24 protein-coding genes are annotated in these 20,286 nt (G+C 68.8%); 8 read left to right on the top strand and 16 right to left on the bottom strand.

Features of this window, described 5'->3' with window-relative positions:
* Positions 1-124: 124 nt before the first annotated feature.
* Complete coding sequence (locus tag AOM45_RS39510) at positions 125-394, bottom strand: recombinase family protein (protein WP_162185699.1); 270 nt, start codon at positions 392-394, stop codon at positions 125-127.
* 433 nt (positions 395-827) lie between these two features.
* Here AOM45_RS39510 and AOM45_RS53235 point away from each other — a divergent pair, with 433 nt between their 5' ends.
* From AOM45_RS53235 to AOM45_RS39525, 3 genes are all read left to right on the top strand, one after another.
* A complete protein-coding gene (locus AOM45_RS53235; protein WP_030469957.1) occupies positions 828-1,223 on the top strand; it encodes a PASTA domain-containing protein in 396 nt (131 codons plus the stop codon).
* 471 nt (positions 1,224-1,694) lie between these two features.
* A complete protein-coding gene (locus AOM45_RS39520; protein WP_030469956.1) occupies positions 1,695-2,570 on the top strand; it encodes a fumarylacetoacetate hydrolase family protein in 876 nt (291 codons plus the stop codon).
* A 161-nt stretch (positions 2,571-2,731) separates the two neighbouring features.
* Positions 2,732-4,042: an alpha/beta hydrolase gene (locus AOM45_RS39525; RefSeq protein WP_162185698.1), complete on the top strand. Its 1,311-nt coding sequence runs from the start codon at positions 2,732-2,734 to the stop codon at positions 4,040-4,042.
* Between the two features lie 132 nt (positions 4,043-4,174).
* Here the strand turns inward: AOM45_RS39525 and AOM45_RS39530 are convergent, their stop codons facing one another.
* The 9 genes from AOM45_RS39530 to AOM45_RS39570 all read right to left on the bottom strand — a co-directional run bounded on the left by AOM45_RS39530 (position 4,175) and on the right by AOM45_RS39570 (position 12,434).
* Positions 4,175-6,442: a heavy metal translocating P-type ATPase gene (locus AOM45_RS39530; protein ID WP_030469954.1), complete on the bottom strand. Its 2,268-nt coding sequence runs from the start codon at positions 6,440-6,442 to the stop codon at positions 4,175-4,177.
* Entirely contained in the window at positions 6,439-7,839 is a 1,401-nt protein-coding gene (locus AOM45_RS39535) for a multicopper oxidase family protein (RefSeq protein ID WP_030469953.1), read from the bottom strand. Before AOM45_RS39535 ends, AOM45_RS39530 begins: the two co-directional genes overlap by 4 nt.
* Complete coding sequence (locus AOM45_RS39540) at positions 7,836-9,299, bottom strand: ABC transporter permease (protein ID WP_030469952.1); 1,464 nt, start codon at positions 9,297-9,299, stop codon at positions 7,836-7,838. Before AOM45_RS39540 ends, AOM45_RS39535 begins: the two co-directional genes overlap by 4 nt.
* Complete coding sequence (locus AOM45_RS39545; protein WP_081902364.1) at positions 9,296-9,937, bottom strand: ABC transporter ATP-binding protein; 642 nt, start codon at positions 9,935-9,937, stop codon at positions 9,296-9,298. The genes AOM45_RS39540 and AOM45_RS39545 overlap by 4 nt, the downstream gene beginning before the upstream one ends.
* Entirely contained in the window at positions 9,934-10,362 is a 429-nt protein-coding gene (locus AOM45_RS39550) for a hypothetical protein (RefSeq protein WP_051784067.1), read from the bottom strand. Before AOM45_RS39550 ends, AOM45_RS39545 begins: the two co-directional genes overlap by 4 nt.
* A 5-nt stretch (positions 10,363-10,367) precedes the next feature.
* On the bottom strand, positions 10,368-10,805 hold the full coding sequence (locus tag AOM45_RS39555) for a hypothetical protein (protein WP_030469949.1): 438 nt from the start codon (positions 10,803-10,805) through the stop codon (positions 10,368-10,370).
* Positions 10,802-11,458, bottom strand: coding sequence for a methyltransferase family protein (locus AOM45_RS39560; RefSeq protein ID WP_035911624.1), 657 nt, complete (start codon positions 11,456-11,458; stop codon positions 10,802-10,804). Before AOM45_RS39560 ends, AOM45_RS39555 begins: the two co-directional genes overlap by 4 nt.
* A complete protein-coding gene (locus tag AOM45_RS39565) occupies positions 11,458-11,670 on the bottom strand; it encodes a DUF2933 domain-containing protein (RefSeq protein ID WP_030469947.1) in 213 nt (70 codons plus the stop codon). Before AOM45_RS39565 ends, AOM45_RS39560 begins: the two co-directional genes overlap by 1 nt.
* Before the next feature lie 185 nt (positions 11,671-11,855).
* Positions 11,856-12,434 (bottom strand): TetR/AcrR family transcriptional regulator, encoded by a 579-nt coding sequence (locus AOM45_RS39570; protein ID WP_030469946.1) that lies wholly within the window; start codon positions 12,432-12,434, stop codon positions 11,856-11,858.
* A gap of 180 nt (positions 12,435-12,614) precedes the next feature.
* Between AOM45_RS39570 and AOM45_RS39575 the strand changes: the two genes are divergently transcribed.
* A complete protein-coding gene (locus tag AOM45_RS39575; protein ID WP_030469945.1) occupies positions 12,615-13,100 on the top strand; it encodes a hypothetical protein in 486 nt (161 codons plus the stop codon).
* Here AOM45_RS39575 and AOM45_RS39580 read toward each other — a convergent pair.
* The 6 genes from AOM45_RS39580 to AOM45_RS39605 all read right to left on the bottom strand — a co-directional run bounded on the left by AOM45_RS39580 (position 13,092) and on the right by AOM45_RS39605 (position 17,621).
* The gene (locus tag AOM45_RS39580; protein ID WP_030469944.1) at positions 13,092-13,670 is read right to left on the bottom strand and encodes a TetR/AcrR family transcriptional regulator; all 579 of its coding nucleotides are present in this window, start codon (positions 13,668-13,670) and stop codon (positions 13,092-13,094) included. The genes AOM45_RS39575 and AOM45_RS39580 overlap by 9 nt on opposite strands.
* Before the next feature lie 19 nt (positions 13,671-13,689).
* The gene (locus tag AOM45_RS39585) at positions 13,690-15,090 is read right to left on the bottom strand and encodes a DHA2 family efflux MFS transporter permease subunit (protein ID WP_030469943.1); all 1,401 of its coding nucleotides are present in this window, start codon (positions 15,088-15,090) and stop codon (positions 13,690-13,692) included.
* Positions 15,091-15,169: 79 nt separating this feature from the next.
* On the bottom strand, positions 15,170-15,376 hold the full coding sequence (locus AOM45_RS53240; protein ID WP_030469942.1) for a hypothetical protein: 207 nt from the start codon (positions 15,374-15,376) through the stop codon (positions 15,170-15,172).
* Between the two features lie 19 nt (positions 15,377-15,395).
* Positions 15,396-15,890 carry a DUF4396 domain-containing protein gene (locus AOM45_RS39595; protein WP_051784066.1) on the bottom strand — a complete coding sequence of 165 codons (495 nt, stop codon included), beginning with the start codon at positions 15,888-15,890 and terminating at the stop codon, positions 15,396-15,398.
* Between the two features lie 57 nt (positions 15,891-15,947).
* Positions 15,948-16,655 carry a M23 family metallopeptidase gene (locus AOM45_RS39600; protein ID WP_030469940.1) on the bottom strand — a complete coding sequence of 236 codons (708 nt, stop codon included), beginning with the start codon at positions 16,653-16,655 and terminating at the stop codon, positions 15,948-15,950.
* A gap of 3 nt (positions 16,656-16,658) precedes the next feature.
* Positions 16,659-17,621, bottom strand: coding sequence for an NlpC/P60 family protein (locus AOM45_RS39605; RefSeq protein ID WP_236704001.1), 963 nt, complete (start codon positions 17,619-17,621; stop codon positions 16,659-16,661).
* 162 nt (positions 17,622-17,783) lie between these two features.
* Between AOM45_RS39605 and AOM45_RS39610 the strand changes: the two genes are divergently transcribed.
* The 4 genes from AOM45_RS39610 to AOM45_RS39625 all read left to right on the top strand — a co-directional run bounded on the left by AOM45_RS39610 (position 17,784) and on the right by AOM45_RS39625 (position 20,283).
* Entirely contained in the window at positions 17,784-18,161 is a 378-nt protein-coding gene (locus AOM45_RS39610; RefSeq protein WP_030469938.1) for a DUF6153 family protein, read from the top strand.
* A gap of 56 nt (positions 18,162-18,217) precedes the next feature.
* Positions 18,218-18,823 (top strand): DUF305 domain-containing protein, encoded by a 606-nt coding sequence (locus tag AOM45_RS39615; RefSeq protein WP_030469937.1) that lies wholly within the window; start codon positions 18,218-18,220, stop codon positions 18,821-18,823.
* A gap of 168 nt (positions 18,824-18,991) precedes the next feature.
* Positions 18,992-19,354 carry a BlaI/MecI/CopY family transcriptional regulator gene (locus tag AOM45_RS39620; protein WP_030469936.1) on the top strand — a complete coding sequence of 121 codons (363 nt, stop codon included), beginning with the start codon at positions 18,992-18,994 and terminating at the stop codon, positions 19,352-19,354.
* The gene (locus AOM45_RS39625) at positions 19,351-20,283 is read left to right on the top strand and encodes a M56 family metallopeptidase (protein ID WP_030469935.1); all 933 of its coding nucleotides are present in this window, start codon (positions 19,351-19,353) and stop codon (positions 20,281-20,283) included. Before AOM45_RS39620 ends, AOM45_RS39625 begins: the two co-directional genes overlap by 4 nt.
* Positions 20,284-20,286: the final 3 nt, after the last annotated feature.

Consider the following 20,286-nt stretch of genomic DNA (forward strand, 5'->3'; position numbering starts at 1 on the left):
ACCTGGGCCGCGCGAGTGGCCGGATAGCGCCGGGCCTCGCGGGCCTTGGCAGGCTTCGCCCCCTCCTTCCCTGCACCGCGACAAACGTCTCGTCATTCATGAGCCGTTCGCAGGCAATCCGCTCTCACACCTCATACTCGTTGACCGGGTTGTACCGCAGCGCCCGGAACCGCGGGCACGTGCTCCCCCACCCGATCCACAACCGGTCGCGCGGACCCGGCCACACCTGTCGGCCGGTGTATCGCGGGTTCTCCAGAATCATCGCCACCGTCCGCACGATCCACCACTCCCCCGACCTATGCGCGTTCCGCACCGACGGGCACACCACATCTCGCTTGCTGAGTTCCTGCGCCAACGACGCCACTGTCCGGCCGCGCGCCTGTACCGCGAACATCCACCGCCCCACGGTGCTGTCACCGATTCCGGCACCAACACGTGCACGCCGCCGACCCCTCTTCGTCGAGATCACCATGCAACTTCCGCTCAGGGTGCCCACCGAGTTCCAGCTGGGCTACGGGGTCCCGCGAAGAAGGTGGCCTCGGTTCTGGGCATGGACTCGTGCTGCACCCGTCCAGGCCCCGTCCGAGCGAATGCGGCACGAGCACACCTGCTTGCAGGACTGGACCCAGGCGGACATCGCGAAAGCAGCCCAGCCTCTGGGTGCTCCCGCCAGATCACGGTGACCTCGGTGGCTGGACGGAGAGTCGGTGTTGGGGTGTCGAGGTCGCTGATGCGGCGACCGAGATGTTGCCGGGTCAGGCTTCGTCGCCACCTCAATCGGGTGACGCTTTGTAACAGATGTCCAGGCATGCTGCGACAGGACAGGCATGCGCATTGCCGTTGCCGCCCTTCTGCTGTTGCTGACCGCCGCGTGTTCGACCCCGCTGCCGGCCACCACCGCCGCAAGCACACCCGATCTGCCGGCCGCAACCGCCGCCGCACCAACCCAGACGACGCCCGCGGCGGCTACCACGATCTCTCCGGCCGCGCCCGCAGTGAAAACGTGCACGGTGCCCAACGTCGTCGGTCTGATTCACCAGACCGCGCAGGACACCATGCAGAAGGCCGGCCTGTACTTCCTGACCGAGGAAGACGCGAGCGGCCAGGGCCGACTGCTTGTCAACGACCGCAACTGGAAGACCACGAAGCAGAGCGTTGCGGCCGGTGCGGTCATCGACTGCAACACGAAGATCCTGTTGTCGGCCGAGAAGATCGACGGTTAACAACTCAGGTGCTCGCTCATGTGACGAGTTGAGTGGCGCTTTGCAACATGATTGCCAAGCAAAGCAACAGGTCGGCTGTGCGTAAAGCGCGATCGCGGTGCCCGAGAACGGGCGCTGACCGTCGGCTCGATCGGTCTGGCTCACTTGGCCCTGGCCTTGTCCCGCTGGTCGCCGCCGCTGAGGCCCTGCAGGTGCGGCTCGCCCGGTCGTGACCCGCGCCTGCCTGGGCTCGGCTCTGGCGCGACACCCTGGGACGAAGAACGATCCTTCGAAGCAGGCACATGGACTGGCACGTGCGCCGCGACGACCAAGCGGAGCGGGGACCGCGGCAGAACAAGTGGTCCGCAGCGCTGCCGGAGAAACGTGCTGGGCACCCTTTACTCGGCTCCACTGCGGCTCCCGGCTGTCCGGCACTCGTTGACCTCCGCGCTCCACACTCCGTAGGTTCGATCACGAACGGGGAGGTTCGGGATGAGCAACCTGGTGCGGTTCGCCGACGGAACCGGCAACGTCCGTGTCGGCCTGCTCACCGGTGAGCAGCTGCGGCCGCTCGCGGTGGCGTCGATGAGCGACCTGCTGCGCCGTCCCGTGGCGGAGATCCGCGAGCTGACCGAGGCCGCCGGGGAGGCCGTGTCCGCGGTCGGGGTACGCCTGCTGCCGCCACTGGACGGGCGGATGGAGGTCTGGGCCGCCGGGGTGACGTACCTGCGGTCGGAGGAGGCACGCCGCGAGGAGAGCGTCGACGAGGACGTCTATGCGCGGGTGTACCGCGCGAAGCGGCCGGAGTTGTTCTTCAAGTCGCCCGCGTGGCGCGTGGTCACCGACGGCGAGCCGATCGCGATCCGCGCCGATTCCGCCAACAACGTGCCGGAGCCGGAACTCGGCCTCCTGCTGACCAGTGCCGGGGAGATCGCCGGGTACGTGGTGGTCGACGACGTCAGCTCCCGCAGCATCGAAGGCGAGAACCCGCTGTACCTCCCGCAGGCCAAGATCTACACCGGTTCCTGCGCGGTGTCGGCACTGGTCCGGCCGGTGTGGGAGGTACCGGACCCGCTGTCGCTCGACCTCCGCATGCGCATCCTTCGCGACGGTCACGAAGTGTTCGTCGGCGAAGCCAGTACCGCGCAGCTGAACCGCGAACCGGCCGAACTGGTCGAGTATCTGTGGCGGGACAACGACTTCCCCGACGGCGCCGTGCTCTCGACGGGCACGTCCGTCGTGCCGGGGCTCGATCTCGGGCTGCGACCGGGAGACGTGGTCGAGATCGAGATCAGTGAGGTCGGAACGCTGCGCTCCTCTGTGGTGCTGGGAGCGGACGAGGTGCGCCGGGTGCTCGCGGCCCGCTGATGGCTCGGCGGCACTCCGCGCTCGGTCCCGTGCCCCCTCAGCCAATCTGATCTGACCGGATGTAGTGGTCCTGCGGTATCACGGCACCGAGACCACAGAACTACCGCCAAGAGGACTGTGGGGTGATGAGGGAACCCTTGCATCCCGATAGCGTCGAAGCCATGACCAATGGTATTTCCACGGCAGACAGTTTCCGAGTCGGCCGATTACGCATGACCTTTGCCTGGCTCATCGCAGGCGCGGCGGTTTTCACGGCTATCCTGCTCTATTTTGCCGTCCTGCTCATAACCGCACAGACGACCGAGAACGCGGTGCTGTCGTACGTTCTCGCCACACTCACCGCGCTCGTGTGCGCAACCGGCTTCGCGCGATTGTCGGTTCGACTCCGAGGCGACCACAGGCGAAGCCGCAGACGGCTGACCGAAGGCATCTGCCTCACGATTTCACTCCTGCTGGCAGCCGGGTTGTCCTGGGCGTGGTTCGGGGCGCCCACAACCTCTACGCCGCTGCCCGACTCGCCGGCCGTTCAGCACTGGGATCTGCCGACCGGTTCCCGGATCGGCTACGTCCGCACCGCCGGGAAGGTCACGCACCCAGAGCCAGTGCTGCTCGTTCACGGCGGCCCAGGAGCCCCGACCAACGCGAGTGACGAGTTCGCCGGGCGCCTCGCCGCCGCCGGATTCGCCGTGTACGCCTACCAGCAGGTCGGCGCGGGCCAGTCGAGCCGGCTGGATCCGGAGGAATACACGATTGCCCGGCACGTGGCCGACCTCGAAGCCATCAGGCAGAAACTGGCGGCTCCGAAGATGGTGCTGATCGGCTCGTCCTGGGGCGGCCAGCTCACCGCACAATACCTGGCCACACATCCGGACAACGTCGCAAAGGCGGTCGTTGCAAGTCCCGGAGCCATGTCCAGCGACTCTTTCACCGACGGCAGCCTCACACCGAACGGCAAAAGCGATCAGACCGGCCAGTTCGCGAGGCACACCCGCTTCGCGGCGACGTACTTCCTGGCCCAGTTGGGCGGATTCCGAGCAGCCCGGACATTGATGCCCACCGATACGGCGGACGGGCTCTATCAGCAATTCGTGCGAAGTCTCAACATGAGCTCCGGTTGTCCTGGTGTCGCTGAGGCCGCGCGTTCCATCGACGCCACCGCCGGACACAGCCTCTGGGTCAACATCGCCACTCTCGCTTCGGCGTCGAAGGCAACCGACCCTCGGTCGGCGTTGCGCCACAACCGCACCCCTGTGCTGGTCTTGCGGGCGCAATGCGACTACCTCCGCTGGGAAGTCACCCGCGAGTACCGCGACACCTTCGCCCAATCGACGATGCTCACCATCGACGATGCCGGACACACCGTTCTCGCCGACAAACCAGGCGAAACCGGCACGGCAGTCGCCGCCTTCCTCACCGGAGAAGCTCTGCCGACCAAGCCGTACACCGCGGCAGAAGAGCCCTGGCAACGCTGAGACGTGGCACGCAGGCGACTTTCTTCGGGCACGAGGCAGCGACGCGCTGCTGCCCCGCCAGGAGTCATCGGAACTCGCCTCAATGGCCTACTACGTTGCTTAGGATGTTTCGCGTGCGTGGCTATTGACCAGTCACTTGGTCGGGAGCCGCAGCCGCTTGAGCGCGAGTGCGTTGAGGGCGACGATCACGCTCGACCCGGACATCGACAAAGCGGCGATCTCGGGACGCAGCATCAGGCCGAAGGCGGGAACGAACACGCCGGCCGCGATGGGCAGCGCGATGGTGTTGTAGCCGATCGCCCAGCCGAGGTTCTGCCGCATCTTGCGCAGGGTGCCGCGACCGATCCGCAGCGCGATCGGGACGTCGAGCGGATCAGAGCGCATCAGCACCACGTCGGCGGTCTCGATGGCCACGTCGGTCCCGGCACCGATGGCGATGCCGAGATCGGCCTGGGCCAGCGCGGGAGCGTCGTTGACACCGTCGCCGACCATGGCGACGCGCCGGCCGCCGGACTGCAGCTCGGCCACCTTCACGGCCTTGTCGCCGGGCAACACCTCGGCGATGACGGTGTCGATGCCCAGCTGGGCAGCGATCCGCGCGGCCGTGGCGTGGTTGTCGCCGGTCAGCATCACGACCTCGACGCCGAGGTCGTGCAGTGCCTCAACGGCCGCGACCGAGGTCTCCCTCGGCGCGTCGGCGATGCCGATCACTCCGGCGGGCACACCGTCGATCGCGGCCAGCACCGCGGTACGGCCGGTGGCGGCGAGTTCGTCCCGACGGCTCGCCAACGGGCCGAGGTCCACGTTTTCCCGCTCGAGCAGCCGCCGGTTGCCGACGACCACACGCCGGCCGTCGACCTCCGCGATCGCCCCGTGCCCCGGGACGTTCTCGAATCGAGCCGCCCGCAGCCCGTCGAGGTCTCCGGCGCGGCGGACGATGGCCTCGGCGAGCGGGTGCTCGGACTCGCGTTCGACCGCGGCGACCAGACGCAGCAGCTCGTCCTCGCCGAAGCCGTCGGTGATCACGTCGGTGACCTCCGGCTCGCCCTTGGTCAGCGTGCCGGTCTTGTCCATCACCACGACCTCGATGCGGGCGGAGGTCTCCAAAGCCATGGCGTTCTTGAACAACACCCCGCGTTTCGCGCCGAGGCCGGTACCGACCATGATCGCGGTCGGGGTGGCGAGGCCGAGAGCGTCGGGACAGGTGATCACCACGACGGTGATGGCGAACAGCATGGCCGTGGCGAACGAGGCGCCGGACAGCAGCCAGGCTGCGAGAGTGAGACCTCCGCCGGCGAGCGCCACGAACACCAGCCAGAAGGCCGCCCGGTCCGCGAGTCGCTGGCCAGGAGCCTTGGAGTTCTGGGCTTCCTGCACGAGCTTGACGATCTGCGCGAGCGCGGTGTCCGAGCCGACCTTGGTCGCCCGGACCCTCAGCGTGCCGTTGGCGTTGATCGTGGCGCCGACGACGACCGAGCCAGGAGACTTGTGCACGGGCAGGCTCTCACCGGTCACCATCGACTCGTCGACCTCGGACTCGCCCTCCTCGACGACGCCGTCCACCGCGATCTTCGCGCCGGGCCGCACGAGCAACAGGTCACCGACGGCGACCTCGGCCGTCGGCACCTCCACCGGTTCGCCGTCCCGCAGCACGACCGCCTTCGGTGGCGCCAGGTCGAGCAGCGTGCGGATCGCGTCGTTGGCGCCCCCGCGGGCACGCATCTCGAACCAGTGTCCCAACAGGACGAACGCGGCGAGCACCGTCGCGGCCTCGTAGAAGACCTCTCCCCCGCCGGTCAGCGTGATGACCACGGAGTACAGCCAGCCCGCGCCGACCGCGACGGCCACGAGCACCATCATGTCGAGCGTCCGGGCTCGCAGCGCCCGCCAGGCGCCGTCGAAGAAGATCCAGCAGGAGTAGAAGATCACCGGCAGGCTCAGCAGCAGCGACCACACGTCCGCGCGCATTCCGAACGGTGTCGGCAGGTGCAGCCCGAACACCTCGGTGCCGATGGGCGACCACAGCACGATCGGGATCGAGAACAGCACCGCCACCAGGAACCGGTTGCGCATGTCGGCGACCATCGCGGCCATCGACATCCCGGCGTGCCCGCCGTGACCCATCATCTCGTGCGGCGAGTGCTCGGCTCCCGGTTCCGCGGTGGGATCGCAGATGTGGTTGGGGACCGACTGGCCGGCGCAGTGGTAACCGCACTCGACCACCCACTGGCGCAGTTGTGCCACGGAGGTCGTGTCCGGGTCGAAGTGCACGGTCGCGGTCTGCGCGGCCGGGTTGACCTCGACGTGGTGCACGCCGGGTTGCCTGCCGAGCTTGGCGTTGACGACGTTCTGCTCGGTCGCGTAGTGCAGCCCGCTGACGTCCAGCACCACGGAGTTCATCGCTGCTCCTCGTAGCCGAGCACGGTCATCATCCCGGCTTCGGCGTGGTAGGCGTTGTGGCAGTGGACCATCCACTGGCCGGGGTTGTCCGCGTCGAACTCGCACGCCACGGTCTGGCCGGGCAACACGATCGCGGTGTCCTTGCGCGGGCCGTTCAGCTGGAAGGTGTGGCCGTGCAGGTGCATCGGGTGCCACATCATCGTGGTGTTGACGAACTCCAGGCGCACGCGTTGTCCACTTCGGACTCTCTGCAGACCGTCCGAGCGGCCGTTGACGCCCCACTCGTAGCTCATCATTCCCCCGGTCAGCTCCAGCCGGTGCACCACGTCCGGTGTCCTCGACGGCAACGGCACCGTCGCCTTGAGCTCGTCGTACGCCACGACCTTGCCGCGCAGTTCGTCCGGCCGCACGTCGGGCCCCGGCGCGGTGCCCGCCCCGGTGCGCACGAGGGCCAAACCTGCGCCGCTCTTGCCTTCCGCGACGGCCACGAGCGGAAAGGCACCATCGGCCAGCGTGACCAGCACGTCGTAGCGCTCGCCCATGCCGATGACCAGAGCGTCGGTGTCCACCGGGACGACGGGGACGCCGTCGGTGTGCGTCACCGTCATGCGGTGCGTGCCGAGCGCGACGCGATAGGCGGTGTCCGCGCCCGCGTTGATGAACCGGATCCGGACGCGTTGCCCGGGTTTCGCGGCGAAGGTGAGGGGCGCAGCCGCCAGCCGGCCGTTGACCAGGTGGTGCGGGTGAGCGACGTCGCCGCCGAGCACAGCCGCGCCGTGCATCATGTGACCGCTGCGCCTGCGCAAGCCGGCGAGCACCTGGTCGGGATCGGTGCCCGTGCCGTCGAGCCAGTCGTCCAGCACGACCACCCACTCGGCGTCGTACGCACCGGGTTCGGCCGGATCCTCCACGATCAACGGGGCGTAGAGGCCGCGGTCGAGCTGGGTACCGGTGTGCGGGTGGAACCAGTACGTGCCCGGAGTCGGCGCGACGAACCGGTAGGTGAAGTCCTCTCCTGGTCTGATCGCGGCCTGGGTGAGCGGAGGCACGCCGTCCATGTCGTTGCGCAACGCCGGACCGTGCCAGTGCACCGACGTGTCCGCGGGCAGCCGGTTCACCACCTTCGCCTCGATCAGGTCCCCGGCACCGACGCGGATCTCCCGACCGGGCAGCACCCCGTCGTAGGTCCAGGTGTGTACCACCTGGCCACCCAGGTCGATCTCACCTTCGGCCGCGGTCAGCGTGACCACGCGGGTGCGGCCGGTGCCTCCGCGGGCCGCCTCGGCTCGGTTCACCGCCGGGTCGGTAGGAAGGACCAGCGGGTTCTCGGCGGCGGTGCAGCCGGCGAGGCCGAGAACGGTCGCGCCGAGAAAAGCCCGGCGGGTGAAGGAGCTCATGCGGTCGCCTTCCGGAACAGCCAGGTCGCCAGCACGCCGAGTCCGAGCAGCCAGCCCAGCCCCAGCAGCAACGCCCCGGTTTCGTCGAAACTCGTGGTCAGCCCGCCGTCGAGCAACACGCGGTCAGCGCCGTAGCCCGGCAGGAACCGTGCCCAGTCCGGTGGTTGCGCCCGCAGCATCGGGCTCTGCGCGATGCCGATGTCGAGGAACGGCACCAGAAACGCGATCAGCACTCCGGACACGCGACCGAAGACCGGTCCGATGCAGACCCCGATCAGCGCGTAGATCGCCGCGAGCAACACGTTGCCGCCCGCGTAGACCGGCCACTGCTCCGCGTCGAACACGGTGGCGGTGACGAGCAGCGACGCCGCGGTCACGAGCAGGACGGCGCAGCCGATCACACCCAGGCGCGCGGTGAGCAGTGTGGGCGTGCGGAAGCCGGCGAGGGTGAGGCGCTGGTCGCCCGCACGGGCGTCGAGGACGATGAACAGTCCGGCGAGCGCGGCCAGTGAGGCGATGGCGATCGGGGTCATCGTGCCGGCGTGCATGTCGGGCAGCCAGAACGAGAGCGGGCGCCGCACACCGTCATCCACCAGGGACAGCACCATGGTGTCGTCAGGTGTGATCACCTTCGACAGCCAGATGAACACGATCGGCACCGCGACGAGCAGGAACCACAACACCGGGTTGCGCCGGTAGTCGCGCAGTCCCATGCGCAACGCGGTGATGAACTGCGCCGCCCGCACTCGACGTCGGCGGGCAACTCTCGTGGTCGCCGTGACCACCAGACACGCGAACACCAACGCGCCGGCCGTCCACACGAGCGCCCAGCCGAGGTCGCCCACCTGGCCACCGTGCCGGGACGGCAGGTCGACCATCCACAACGTGACGAAGTGGGTCGGCAGCCAGCGCGTCGCGAGCCGGTCCGGTGAGCCGAGCGCGGGGCCGAAGAACACGTCGAGGATCCAGACGAACAGGATCAGCACCGTGCCGTTGACGGGGTTGCGCACCAGCACACCGGTGACCGCGCCGATCGCCAGGTAGATCACGGCGAACATCAGCGTCCCGGCGGCGACCCGCCCCGGCTGGTCGATCCCGGTCCTGGCGGCGAGCGCGGCCAGTGCGGCGGCGGAGGCCAGCACGGCGAGCGCCAGACCGGTCGTGACCCGTGCGGCGACCAGTCGTGCGGCAGGCATCCCCGCGAGCACGAGCCTGCGGTCCGCGGCCCTGGCCGCCCGCAGCTGGAAGTACAGCGCGATGCCTGCCAGGAAGCCCGCCGCCCATCCCGCGGCGGCGGTCTCCACCGAGGGCCCGGTCCCGCCGAGCAGCTTGGCGGCCTCCGCCATCGACCCGGCCGCGACCACGACGAACACCACCGGCACCAGCACGAGCACCAGCGGGTTGACCGGGTTGCGGGCGTAGTCGGCCAGGAAGCGGCGGACGAACAGCAGCGTGGTCATGTCCGGCCGTCCCGCAGGTGCACGATGCGGTCGAAACGCTCCTCGTCGGCGACGAAGTGGCTGATGATCAGCACCGAGCGGCCCTGCTCACGACGACGTGCGACCAGGTCCCAGAACCTCAGGTAGGTGTCCCAGTCGAACCCGGCGTAGGGCTCGTCCAGCAGCAGCACGTCGGGGTCGGCGAGCAGCGCGAGTCCCAGGTTCAGCTTTGCCAGCGTGCCACCGGAGAGCTGATCCGCACGGGTGGACGCGTAGCGCTCGAAGCCGAGTGCCGCGTAGAGCTCACGCCGCGACCGGCGCTCGGCCTCCGGGCTCATCCGGTAGGCCCTGCCGAACAGCTCGAAGTGTTCGTCGCAGGTGAGCCGCTCGTAGTACACCGGCTCCTGCGGGCAGTACCCGAGCCGTCCGGTGATCGACACCGTTCCCGCGTCCGGCCTCAGGGCACCGACGAGGATCTTCATCAGCGTCGACTTGCCAGAGCCGTTCTCCCCGACCAGGCCGACGACCTCACCGGGCAGCAGCGTGATGTCCGCGCCGCGCAACACGTTCTGGCGGTGTCGCAACCCGTGCCGGTAGCTCTTCTCGATGCCGCTCGCCTCCAGCACGGCGGTTCGCACCGGTTGTGCGGTGGTGGTCATGGCGCGCTCCAGCTGCCGACAGCGTCCTGGGGAAGTCCGGTGATGCGCAGCTCCACGGCCGCTCCGGCGGGGACAGGCGTGGCGAAGCTGAGCGTGCCCTCGCGGTGGTGGCCGCCGGGGCTCTGCCCGTCCCAGCGGGCTCCGTTCACGCTCGTTCCGTTGACGGTCAGCCGAGCCGTGGTGGCCGGGTCGAGGCCGAGGTCCACGGTGTGGGTGTCGAACTTGATCCTGAACGTGGCGCCGGAGCCGTCCAGCGTCAGCGCGGTCATGGCGACCTCGACCCCGCCGGCCTGGACGGTCCGGCTGCCCAGCTCTGCCCGACTTGGTTCGGGGCGGGTGAGGAACCAGGCCACCACTCCGAGCACGACCAGCGCGACCGCGACGACAACGGCGACTCCGCGCCACGACGTGGTGATGTGCACCATTCCGCTCACCGTCCAACTGGGACTGACGTGCGGCGCAGCCTGCGCGCCGCGAGGAACACACCGAGCGCGTTGATCGCGATTCCGATCGCCATGATCGGAATCCGGTACTCGGTCAGGAACACCGCGGCGCCGGACGCACCGATGATCGGCGCGAGGTCCGCGACGTGGTGGGCACAGCAGGCGATCATGCCGACGGCCGAGGCGCCCGCTCCGCCGCCGGTCGCGGCGCGCACGTCCGCGTGCAGTCGCTCACGCCGCCGCAACTCGGTGAACAGCCCGATCTGGGTGCCGAACCCGGTCAGGATCAGCAGCAGCCACGGCCAGTCGTCGAGGGTCTGCTGCCCCAGGTGCGCGAGACCGCCCGCGTAGCCGACGACCAACGCGTAGAACAACGCCAGGCCAGCGGCTCCGAGGATCCCGGCACGGATCGCTTTCGTGTTCATCGCCGGCTCCGGGCACGTACAGCCGGAACTGCGCGCAAGCGGGGCAGGAAGGCCGGGGTCCGTTCGGCGTACGCGGACCACTCCTCGCCGAACCGTTGTGCGACCTCACGTTCCTCGCTTCGTGCAAGCCTCGCGTACACCACGACCAGGACGGGGAACATGATCAGCGTGGGGATCGTCGGCCACTGCAACAGGAAGCCGATCATCACCAGCAGGAACCCGTCGTACTGCGGGTGCCGCACCCGCGCGTAGGGCCCTGCCGTAGCCAGCCGGTCTTCCTTGGCGGCTTCGTGCAGCCGGGCCCATGCGGCGGAGATCAGCCAGAACCCTCCGGCGATCGCGACATAACTGGCCAGGTGAAAGGGACTCAGGTGCGGGTCACCGGTCCAGCCCGTGAGGTCGTTCCACAGATGCCCGCCCGCGTGGGTGTCCTTCAGCAGCGGGAACCGCGACCCCAGCCACGACCCGAGCAGGTAGATCGTCAGCGGGATGCCGTACATCTCGGTGAACAGGGCCACGAGGAACGCGGTGAACGCGCCCATCGCCCGCCAGTCCCGCTTGGTGCGCGGCCGGAAGAAGCTCGTCGCGAACATCACGAACAACGCGATGTTCAGGATCACGAGCGGCCACAGCCCGTAGGCGGCGTCAGCCATCACGACCCGCCGGTGGTGTGGTGTTGATCGTGGTGCTGTTCGTCAGGTCCACCGTGGCCGCCGTGCCCACCCATCATGAACATCATCATCAGCGGGCAGGCCAGCACCAACAGACCAAACAGCATCGTCTGAAGGGGCACGCCTGCGAAGGCGAGACCGACGATCAGGATCGCCAGGGCGATCGCGTACAGGCCCAGTTGCTTGCGCTTCACGGCGTCCTCCTCATCCTCGACTGCTTCGAGAATCGCCGCCCGGAAAGCGGGTCAGCAGGGCAGCTCGTCGCCAGCACGGAAATCCGAAGGTCCCCGTCCCGAACGGGACTAAGTCCCTGCCCAAACCTACGACGGATCTTAGGAGGTTTTCTAGCAGCCTAAAGGCATCGCTCGACCGGGAGCGGTCAGTCAGCCGGACGGAGCCCTGCTAGGGTGACAGCGACGAGCCGGCGCACGGCGTCCTCGGAGGAAAGATTGCCCGCCGCCGTGAGCGCGTGGACGCAGAAGGCCGCGAGCTCACCGGGCTCGACGTCGTCGCGAACCTCTCCCACCCGCGCGGCGTCGGCCACGAGGTCACGGATCACGTCCTGGACTTGCGCCTGAGCGCCGGCGACCTGCTCGTCCCGGTGCAGGACGGCTGCGAGATCGGCGTCGAAGTGCCCGCGCGACCGGCGCGAGATGTCCGCGAACGCCTCGAGCACCGCCTCCAGCCGTTCGCCAGGATCGGTCACGCGGTCGCGAACCGCGATCAGGTGCGCGATCAGGTGCGCGATCTGCTCGCCGTGCCACGCGCGCAGGATCGACTCGACGTCCTGGAAGTACTTGTAGAGGGTCGCGCGGCCGATGCCGGTTTGCTCCGCGATCTGCGACATCGTCACGTTGAGCAGTCCGCGCTCGGCGACCAACGCCGCGGTGGTGTTCAGGATTGCGTGCCGCACCTCCCGGCGGTGCGTCTCGATCGTCTCGTTCCACAGCTTCGGCACAACGACATCCTACGGGACCGAGACACTATGTATTGAAAAAGACACAGTGTCTCGTAAACTGTCCTGCATGGCTGACACACCCCGCTGGGCGAAGATCATGTGGATCGTCGTGGCCGTCGTCGTCGCGCTGGTCGTCGTGGTGCTGCTGCTCCCGATCGAGCACGGCCCTGGAATGCACCGATGAGGCCACGGGCCCGCAAGGTCGCGCTGACCGCGCACATCGGCGCTTCGGTCGGCTGGTTCGGCGCGGTGCTGACGTTTCTCGGACTCGCGATCGCAGGTGTCACCGCGCAGGACGATCGGCTGGTGCGCAGCGCATACCTCGTCGCGGAACCCGTTGTCTGGTACGTGATCGTTCCGTTCGCGGTCGCCTCGCTGCTCACCGGGCTGGTCTCTTCGCTGGGTTCCGCGTGGGGTCTGTTCCGGCACCACTGGGTGCTTCTCAAGCTGGTTCTCAACGCGTTCGCGACGGCGGTCCTGCTGCTCTACACGCAGACCGTCGGCCACCTCGCGGACATCGCCGGGGACTCCGCCGCGGACATCGCGCCGCTGCGGTCGCCGACGTTCGTGCTGCACTCCGCCGCGGCGCTCGTCCTGCTGGTCGTGGCTTTGGTGCTCGCCGTGCACAAGCCACGTGGCGTGACCCGGTTCGGCCGGTCAGCGTGAGGCGAGGGCAGGGAGCAGCGTCGCTTCGAGCACACCGGCGGCCTCTTCAGCGGCGAGGCTGCCCGCGTTCACGTCCTCGGCCGCCGCGTGCAGCAGGCTGTAAACGGTCGTGACCAGCCAGGTCATCGGCAGATCAGACCGGAACACGCCCTCCTGCTGCCCGCGGACCAGCAGCGACTCGACGTGGTCGACGACCTCGCGATGACGTTGCCTGAGCCGAGTGGCACCGAGCTCGCGCTGGGCCAGGTCGAACAGCTTGCGGTGCTGGTCCAACTCGTGCCAGGACGACTGCAGGAGCCGTCGCAACGCGTCGGTGGCAGGACCTTCACCGGGAGTCGCCTTCTCGATCACCTCTCCCGCCGCCGCGATCGCGCGGTCCAGCACGGCTTCCAGCAGGACTTCGCGGGACGGGAAGTGGGCGTAGAGGGTGACGCGGCCGACGCCCGCGGCGCGCGCGATCGCCGCCATGCTCGCGCTCGGATCCTCGGTGAAGGACACCAGGGCGGCATCGAGGATGGCGGCGATGTTGCGTTCGGCGTCGGCGCGGCGCCGGGTCTCCGTGGTGGCCACGACCGAGAGCCTACGGACCTCAGTGCGCGAACACCGGGCCGTCGGTCGCGGGTGGCCGTCCGGCGGGAACGAGCAGGGTCGCACCGACCGCGACCACCGCTGCCACGACTGCGGTCGCGGTGAACGCGGCACCGAACCCGGTCACGCCTCCGCCCTGCAGGCTCTGCGCGGCGATCGTGGACACGAAGGCGATGCCGAGTGTGGCACCGAGCTCGTGGCCGGTGTTGACCAGTCCGGACGTGGTGCCCGCGTCGTGCGGGCCGACGTGTGCCATCGCGGTGGTGGTGGCCGTGACGAACGCCGCGCCGAGCCCCAGTCCTGAGATCAGGAAGCCGGGAAGCACTGCCAGCACTGCGTTTCCGGACGCGGGTACCTGCGCGAGCAGCAGCGCCCCGACGGCAGCGAGGCCGAACCCGGCCGCGACGGCGGGGCGTCCGCCGAAGCGGCTCACCACGCGCACGCCCAGGTGCGTGCCGAGGCCGATCACGAGCGCCACCGGCAGGAAGATGAGCCCGGTCTGCAGCGCGTCGAGTCCCAGAACGTGTTGCAGGTACTGGGAGTTGAGGAAGAAGTTGCCCAGCAACAGCGCTGACGCCGCCAGCATCACCAGGTTGCCCGCGACCACCGGCCGCCTGCCCAGCAGGGACAACGGCACCAGCGGGCGGGCGGCCCGGCGCTCGACGAGGACGAACAGCGCCAGCAACGCCACTCCTCCGGCCAGGAACCACGGCGTGCTGCCGCCGCTCCAGCCCGTGTCACCGGCGCGCACCAACCCGTAGATCAGCGCTCCCACGCCGAGAACCACGGTCAGCGCACCCGGCACGTCCACACCGGACATCGACTGTCCACTTTGCCCGGCCGGAACCAGGCGCGGCAGCAGGACGGCGACGAGCACGCCGACCGGGACGTTGATGAAGAACACCCACTCCCAGCCGGGACCGGCGGTGAACACACCACCCAGCAGCACACCCACCGCCGCACCGGCTCCGGCGATCGCCGCCCACACGCCGAGCGCACGGTTCCGCTCGGGCCCGTGGAAGGTGGTGGTGAGGATCGACATCGCCGCCGGAGACAGCAACGCGGCACCGACGCCTTGTGCCGCCCGCGAGACCACCAGCGCAGTCGCACTGCCGGCCAGTCCGGACGCCAGCGAAGCGATCGTGAAGACCACCAACCCGGCCAGGAACACCCGGCGTCTGCCCACGGTGTCGGCCAGCCTGCCGCCGAGGAGCATCAGGCCGCCGAAGCACAGCGTGTACGCGGTCACCACCCAGGTCAGCGCCGCGCGGTCGAGGCTCAGATCGATCGCCATCTGCGGGAGCGCGACGTTCACGACCGTCACGTCCAGGATCACCATGAACTGCGCCAGGCTCAGCAGCACCAGCACCCACCAGTTCGTTCGCACGGCCACACCGGTCATGCCCACTCCTCAAGTTGAACACCACTGTTCGACTTAAGGTACGCCCACAGCCGCAATAAGTCGAACAGCTATGTTCGACTTATTGCGGCTCGATGCCCGCGACCAGGTTGAACGAGCCGGTCAGCAGGTTGAGACTCACCAGCCAGACGACCTCGGAGATCACGCGGTCGCTCCAGCTGTGCCCGCGCAGTTCCTCGACGTCGGCGTCGACCAGCCCGGAGTACCTGATGGCACACGTGCGCCACGGCCAGAAGCGGTTGCCAGGCGGAGGCGGAGCCAGGCTCACGCCGGCTCCAGCGATGACATCAGTGGTGGTCGTGGTGACCTTCGTGCACCTCGTGACCACCGTGGTACTGGTGCACGACCGCGTGCCCCTTGCCCCGCGAGATCAGCCATCGGTTGACCGGCACGGTCAGCACGAAGGCCACGACCAGCGCGAACGCGAGGCTCGCCCAGAACAGCCAGCTGCCCAGACCTGCTTCCATCGCGCCGGGCACGACCAGCATGATCCCGTTGTCGACGATCTCCATGACGGCGATGGACAGGGTGTCCGCGGCGAACGCGACGCCGATCGCGACCTTGAACGCCACCCCCGCCTTGAGCACGGGCCGCATGGTCAGCGAGTACCCGAAGAAGAAGGCGAGCAGGACGGACAGCGCGACCGTGGCGAGGTTCGACCAGCCCAGCGCGGTACCGATGATCATGCCGAGCACCTCGCCGATCGCGCAGCCCGTGAGGCAGTGCAGCGTGGCGGAGACGGCTTGCTTGGTCAGGCTCGCGGGTGCGGCGCCGTGGTTCATGAGTCCTCCCTCAGTTCAGGTCGGACCATACCCCTAGGGGGTACCCGTATCAAGTGGTCACCCGAGCTGGACTCCTCTGCCCTGCAGCCACGCCAGCGGGTCGAGCTTCCGGCCGGCTTGGTCCCACAGCTCGAAGTGCAGGTGCGAACCGGTCGAGATGCCGCGGTTGCCCATCTCGGCGATGACCTGACCGGCGCTCACCCTTTGTCCTTCACGGACGGAATAGCTGTTGATGTGACCGTAGATCGCGGTGGTCCCGTCCGTGTGCCGCACCCGGATCCAGAGACCGAACCCGCTCGCGGGACCGGCTTCCAGCACGACACCGTCCATGGTGGACCGGATCGGCGTGCCGATCCGGTTCGCGATGTCGAGGCCGTAGTGCGTCGTTCCCCAGCGCGGGCCGTAGTTCGACGTGATCGTGCCCGTGGTCGGCGCGAACACCTTGATCTTCCGCGCCTGCTCGGCCTCGTAGGCCGCCTTGCGCCGGGCCTCCGCCTCGGCCTCCCGCTGCTCGGTCATGCGCATGCTCTTCTTGAGCTGGCCGACCTCGTCGTGCGTCGGCGCACGGGTCAGCAACAGGGTCGGAGCGACGTCGTCCCCGCCGAGGCCGGACAGGTTCGCAGCCAGTCCCACACCGGCGTTCACCTGCGGAGCCGGCTCGGGCACGTCGAGTTGCAAGGCCGAGACCGCGGCACCTGCGGCGACCCCGGCGATGACCAGGTGGGCAGACAGCCGTGGACGGGCTGCTGCGGCGTGTTTCGCCACTGGTCAGCCGACGATTCGGCGTGCGCCGATGTAGTGGCCGTCGCCGCGGAGGGCGCGCACGTCCACGAGCTGGCCTTCGGTCGGAGCGTCCACCATCTTTCCTTCGCCGACGTACATCGCCACGTGGTGGATCGCCGCGGGATTGCCGGTTCCGTCGTCGTAGAACACCAGGTCACCGGGCAGGAGTTCGTTCTGCGCGACGGGTTTGCCCACTCGGTACTGATCCACCGCCACACGCGGGATCGTGATCCCGGCCGCCGCGTACGCCCACTTCGTCAAACCCGAGCAGTCGAACGCGTTCGGACCGTTTCCGCCCCACAGGTACTGGGAGCCCCGCTTGGACAACGCGGCCTGCAGCGCCGTGTTCGCGGCACCGGGCGGCCCGAGGTAGGTGCCGGTGTCCTTGACCTGACCCATGCCCAGCGACGACTTCTGCGCGGAGGTGAGGTTTCTCACCGCCTTGCGCAACTCGCCGATGCGACCGTCGAGGTCGGACTTGCGCTGCTTGAGCTCGTCCGCGTGCTTGGCGGCCTCCTTCGCCGACTGCTCGGCACGCTGCTGCTGCTCATCCGCCTTCGCGACCGCCGCGGACAGCGAGTCGAGCGCTTCGGCGTTGTCGGCGGCCAGGAGCCGGAGTGCGGACATCCGGTTGAGGAAGTCCTGCTGGGAGTCGCTGACGAGCAGCGCGGACAACTGGTTGAACCGCGCTCCCTGGAACGTCGACTCCGTCAGCACGTCGACCCGGCCACGCAGTTGCTCCGCAGCCTGCCGCGCCGCGTTCAGGTCCGCGGTCGCCCGCGTGAGCTCCACCTGCTTCGCGTCCAGGTTCTCCTGCGCCTTGAGGACCTCGTCGTTGAGCTTCTCCGCCTGCCCGCTCAGCTCCTCGTACTGCTTGACCGGATCGGCCGCCGGCTGCGCTCCCGCCGGAACGGCTCCCGCGAGCACCAGAGCCGCGGCAGCAGCCACCGAACCTCGAAACCTGCTTCGTTGCAACATCACGTCGGCGCAAGCTACGGGAACATCACCGCCACTGTCTACTATTCGACTTAGTAGTTCACCGGGATTGAACCGATCCGGGTGCCAGACCCGTAGAACGTGTCGATGAGATCTACTAGGTACGGTAGTTGCATGGTCGCCGGCACACGTCACACAGCCACTCGGTGGCTGCTGCTGTGCGTGCTGTTCCTCGGCGTGGTCGGGATGCATCACGTCGCCACCAGCGGCGACATGAGCTCCGGCCACGACATGGCGCCCGTGACCGCACACCACCAGCACTCACCCGAGGAGCCCGCACCCTCCTCCCCCGGCCACGACATGCTGCATTTGTGCGTCGCGGTGCTCTGCGCGGTCACGTCCCTGCTTCTTCTCGCCTGGTTGCTGGTGCGCTCGACACCCCGCGAAACCGCTCGAACTCCCGGTTCCTCGGCGTGGCCGCGCGCACCCGGTCGCCCACCACCCGTCGGTGGCCGCGACCTGCTCAGCTCGGTCTGCGTGTTGAGGTTGTGATCTGCCCGGCTCCCACGCGATCACAGTCCACAAAGCACAGATGAGGAACACCGAGAATGAAGAAGTCCTTGATCGGGATCGCCGCCGCCGGGGCCGCCGTTGTCGCGCTCGTCGCAGGGTGCGGCGGGAACGACACGGCCGGCATGAACCACAGCTCGTCGACCGCTCCCGCGGCCACCGGCAGTGGTCAGGCCGCGGGCAACAACGCCGACGACGTGACGTTCGCACAGGGCATGGTGCCGCACCACCAGCAGGCGCTCGACATGGCGAAGCTCGTGCCGTCGCGCAGCACCAACGCGAAGGTGCTCGACCTCGCCAAGCGGATCGAGGGCGCACAGGATCCCGAGATCCAGAAGATGAACGCGTGGCTCAAGGGGTGGGGCGCGGCCACCTCGATGCCGGGCATGGACCACGGCTCGATGCCCGGCATGTCCGGGATGATGAGCGCCGAGGACATGAAGATGCTCGAGCAGTCCAAGGGCGGCGCGTTCGACAAGATGTGGCTCGACATGATGATCAAGCACCACGAGGGTGCGGTCGCGATGGCGAAGACGGAGTTGCAGAAGGGCAGCAACGCCGACGCCAAGAAGCTGGCCCAGGACATCATCGACGCCCAGCAGAAGGAGATCACCGAGATGCAGGGCCTGCTGAAGGCGGTCTGACGCGGTGAGCGGCGGGCGGCGGACGTGGAGGGAACCACGTCCGCCGCCCAGCCGGCATACGCCGCGAGGCAGGACATGGGTGCGCACGCCCCGATGACCTGCTACGTGCCTTCGTATGATCTGCCCAGACGGCCATCGCGTACCCTTGGCCTGCGGAAAGGGTGGGCCATGCGCGGACTGGGTGAACTGGAAGCAGCGGTGATGGACGTGCTGTGGCACGCCGGTGAGCCGCTGCGGGTGCGTCAGGTGCTCGAACGCCTCGACACCGGCAAGGACCTCGCCTACACGACCGTGATGACGGTGATGGACAACCTGCACCGCAAGGAATGGCTCACCCGTGAGCGAGACGGCAAGGCCTACCTGTACGCCGCGACCGTGACCCGCGCCGAGGCCGCGGCGAACGCGGTGCGCGAGATCCTCAGCGCCTCCGGTGACCCGCAGGCGGCCCTGCTGCACTTCGCTCAGACGGCCTCCGACGAGGAGTCCGACGTGCTGCGCAAAGCGTTGCGGAGGAAGGCCTCGAAGAATTGATCGTCGCCCTCGCACTCCTCCTCGGATCCGCTCTGGTCGGCTGGCTGGCGCCACGTCAGCTCGTTCGGCTCGCGGACCCGGTGGTGGCGCTGGTCGCGTGGCTCGTTTCCGTCGTCGCCGTGATCGCCACGGTCGCCGGCGCGATGTTCCTGCTGTTCCTGCCCGACCACGGGCTCGGGGCCCTGACGGTGTTCCACCACTGCTGGGACTCGCTGCAGCACGGCAGCGGCCCCACCGTCGAGGCGGTCAGCGGCTTGACGGGTGCGGCTCTGCTGACAGCCCTGCTCGCCCGTGTCGCCGTCGTGGGCCGCCGCACCGCACGCAGGCGGGCGCACGAGGGCCGGCAGCACCTGGACGTCCTGCGGATCGCGGCCCGCCGGGATCCGGGCCCGCACCCGACGCTCTGGCTGGAGCACGACCGCCCACTGGCGTTCAGCCTCGCCGGAAAACCCGGCGTCGTCGTCGCCACGGACGGACTGCACCGCCACCTGACCCCGGCGCAGGTCCAGGCCGTGCTGACCCACGAACGGGCGCATCTGGAGGGACGCCACCACCTCCTGGTGACCATCGGCGACGTCGTGGCCGCCACCCTGCCGTTCCTGCCGCTGTTCAAACGGGCGGCGATCGCGGTCCGCGAGTTCGTCGAGATGGCGGCCGACACCGCGGCTGTCCGCGCTCACGGTGCGGAGAACGTGCGCGTCGCGTTGCTGCGAGTCGCCGGGCACGGTGCACCTGGCGCGGCACTGGCGATGAGCAGGGACGCGGTGGAGACGAGGCTGGCGCGGCTGCAGCAGCGACGACACGCCCCGAGCGCGGTGCGGAGGCTGCTCTCGTGCGGTCTCGCCGGTGCCGCGGCCATGGCGTTGCCCGCCATCGCGGCCGTCGGCGCGTTGACGGCCCTGATGCTGCTGGTCTGCCCGTACGGCTAGAGC

Source organism: Lentzea aerocolonigenes (assembly GCF_000974445.1).
Classification (GTDB): Bacteria; Actinomycetota; Actinomycetes; order Mycobacteriales; family Pseudonocardiaceae; genus Lentzea; species Lentzea aerocolonigenes.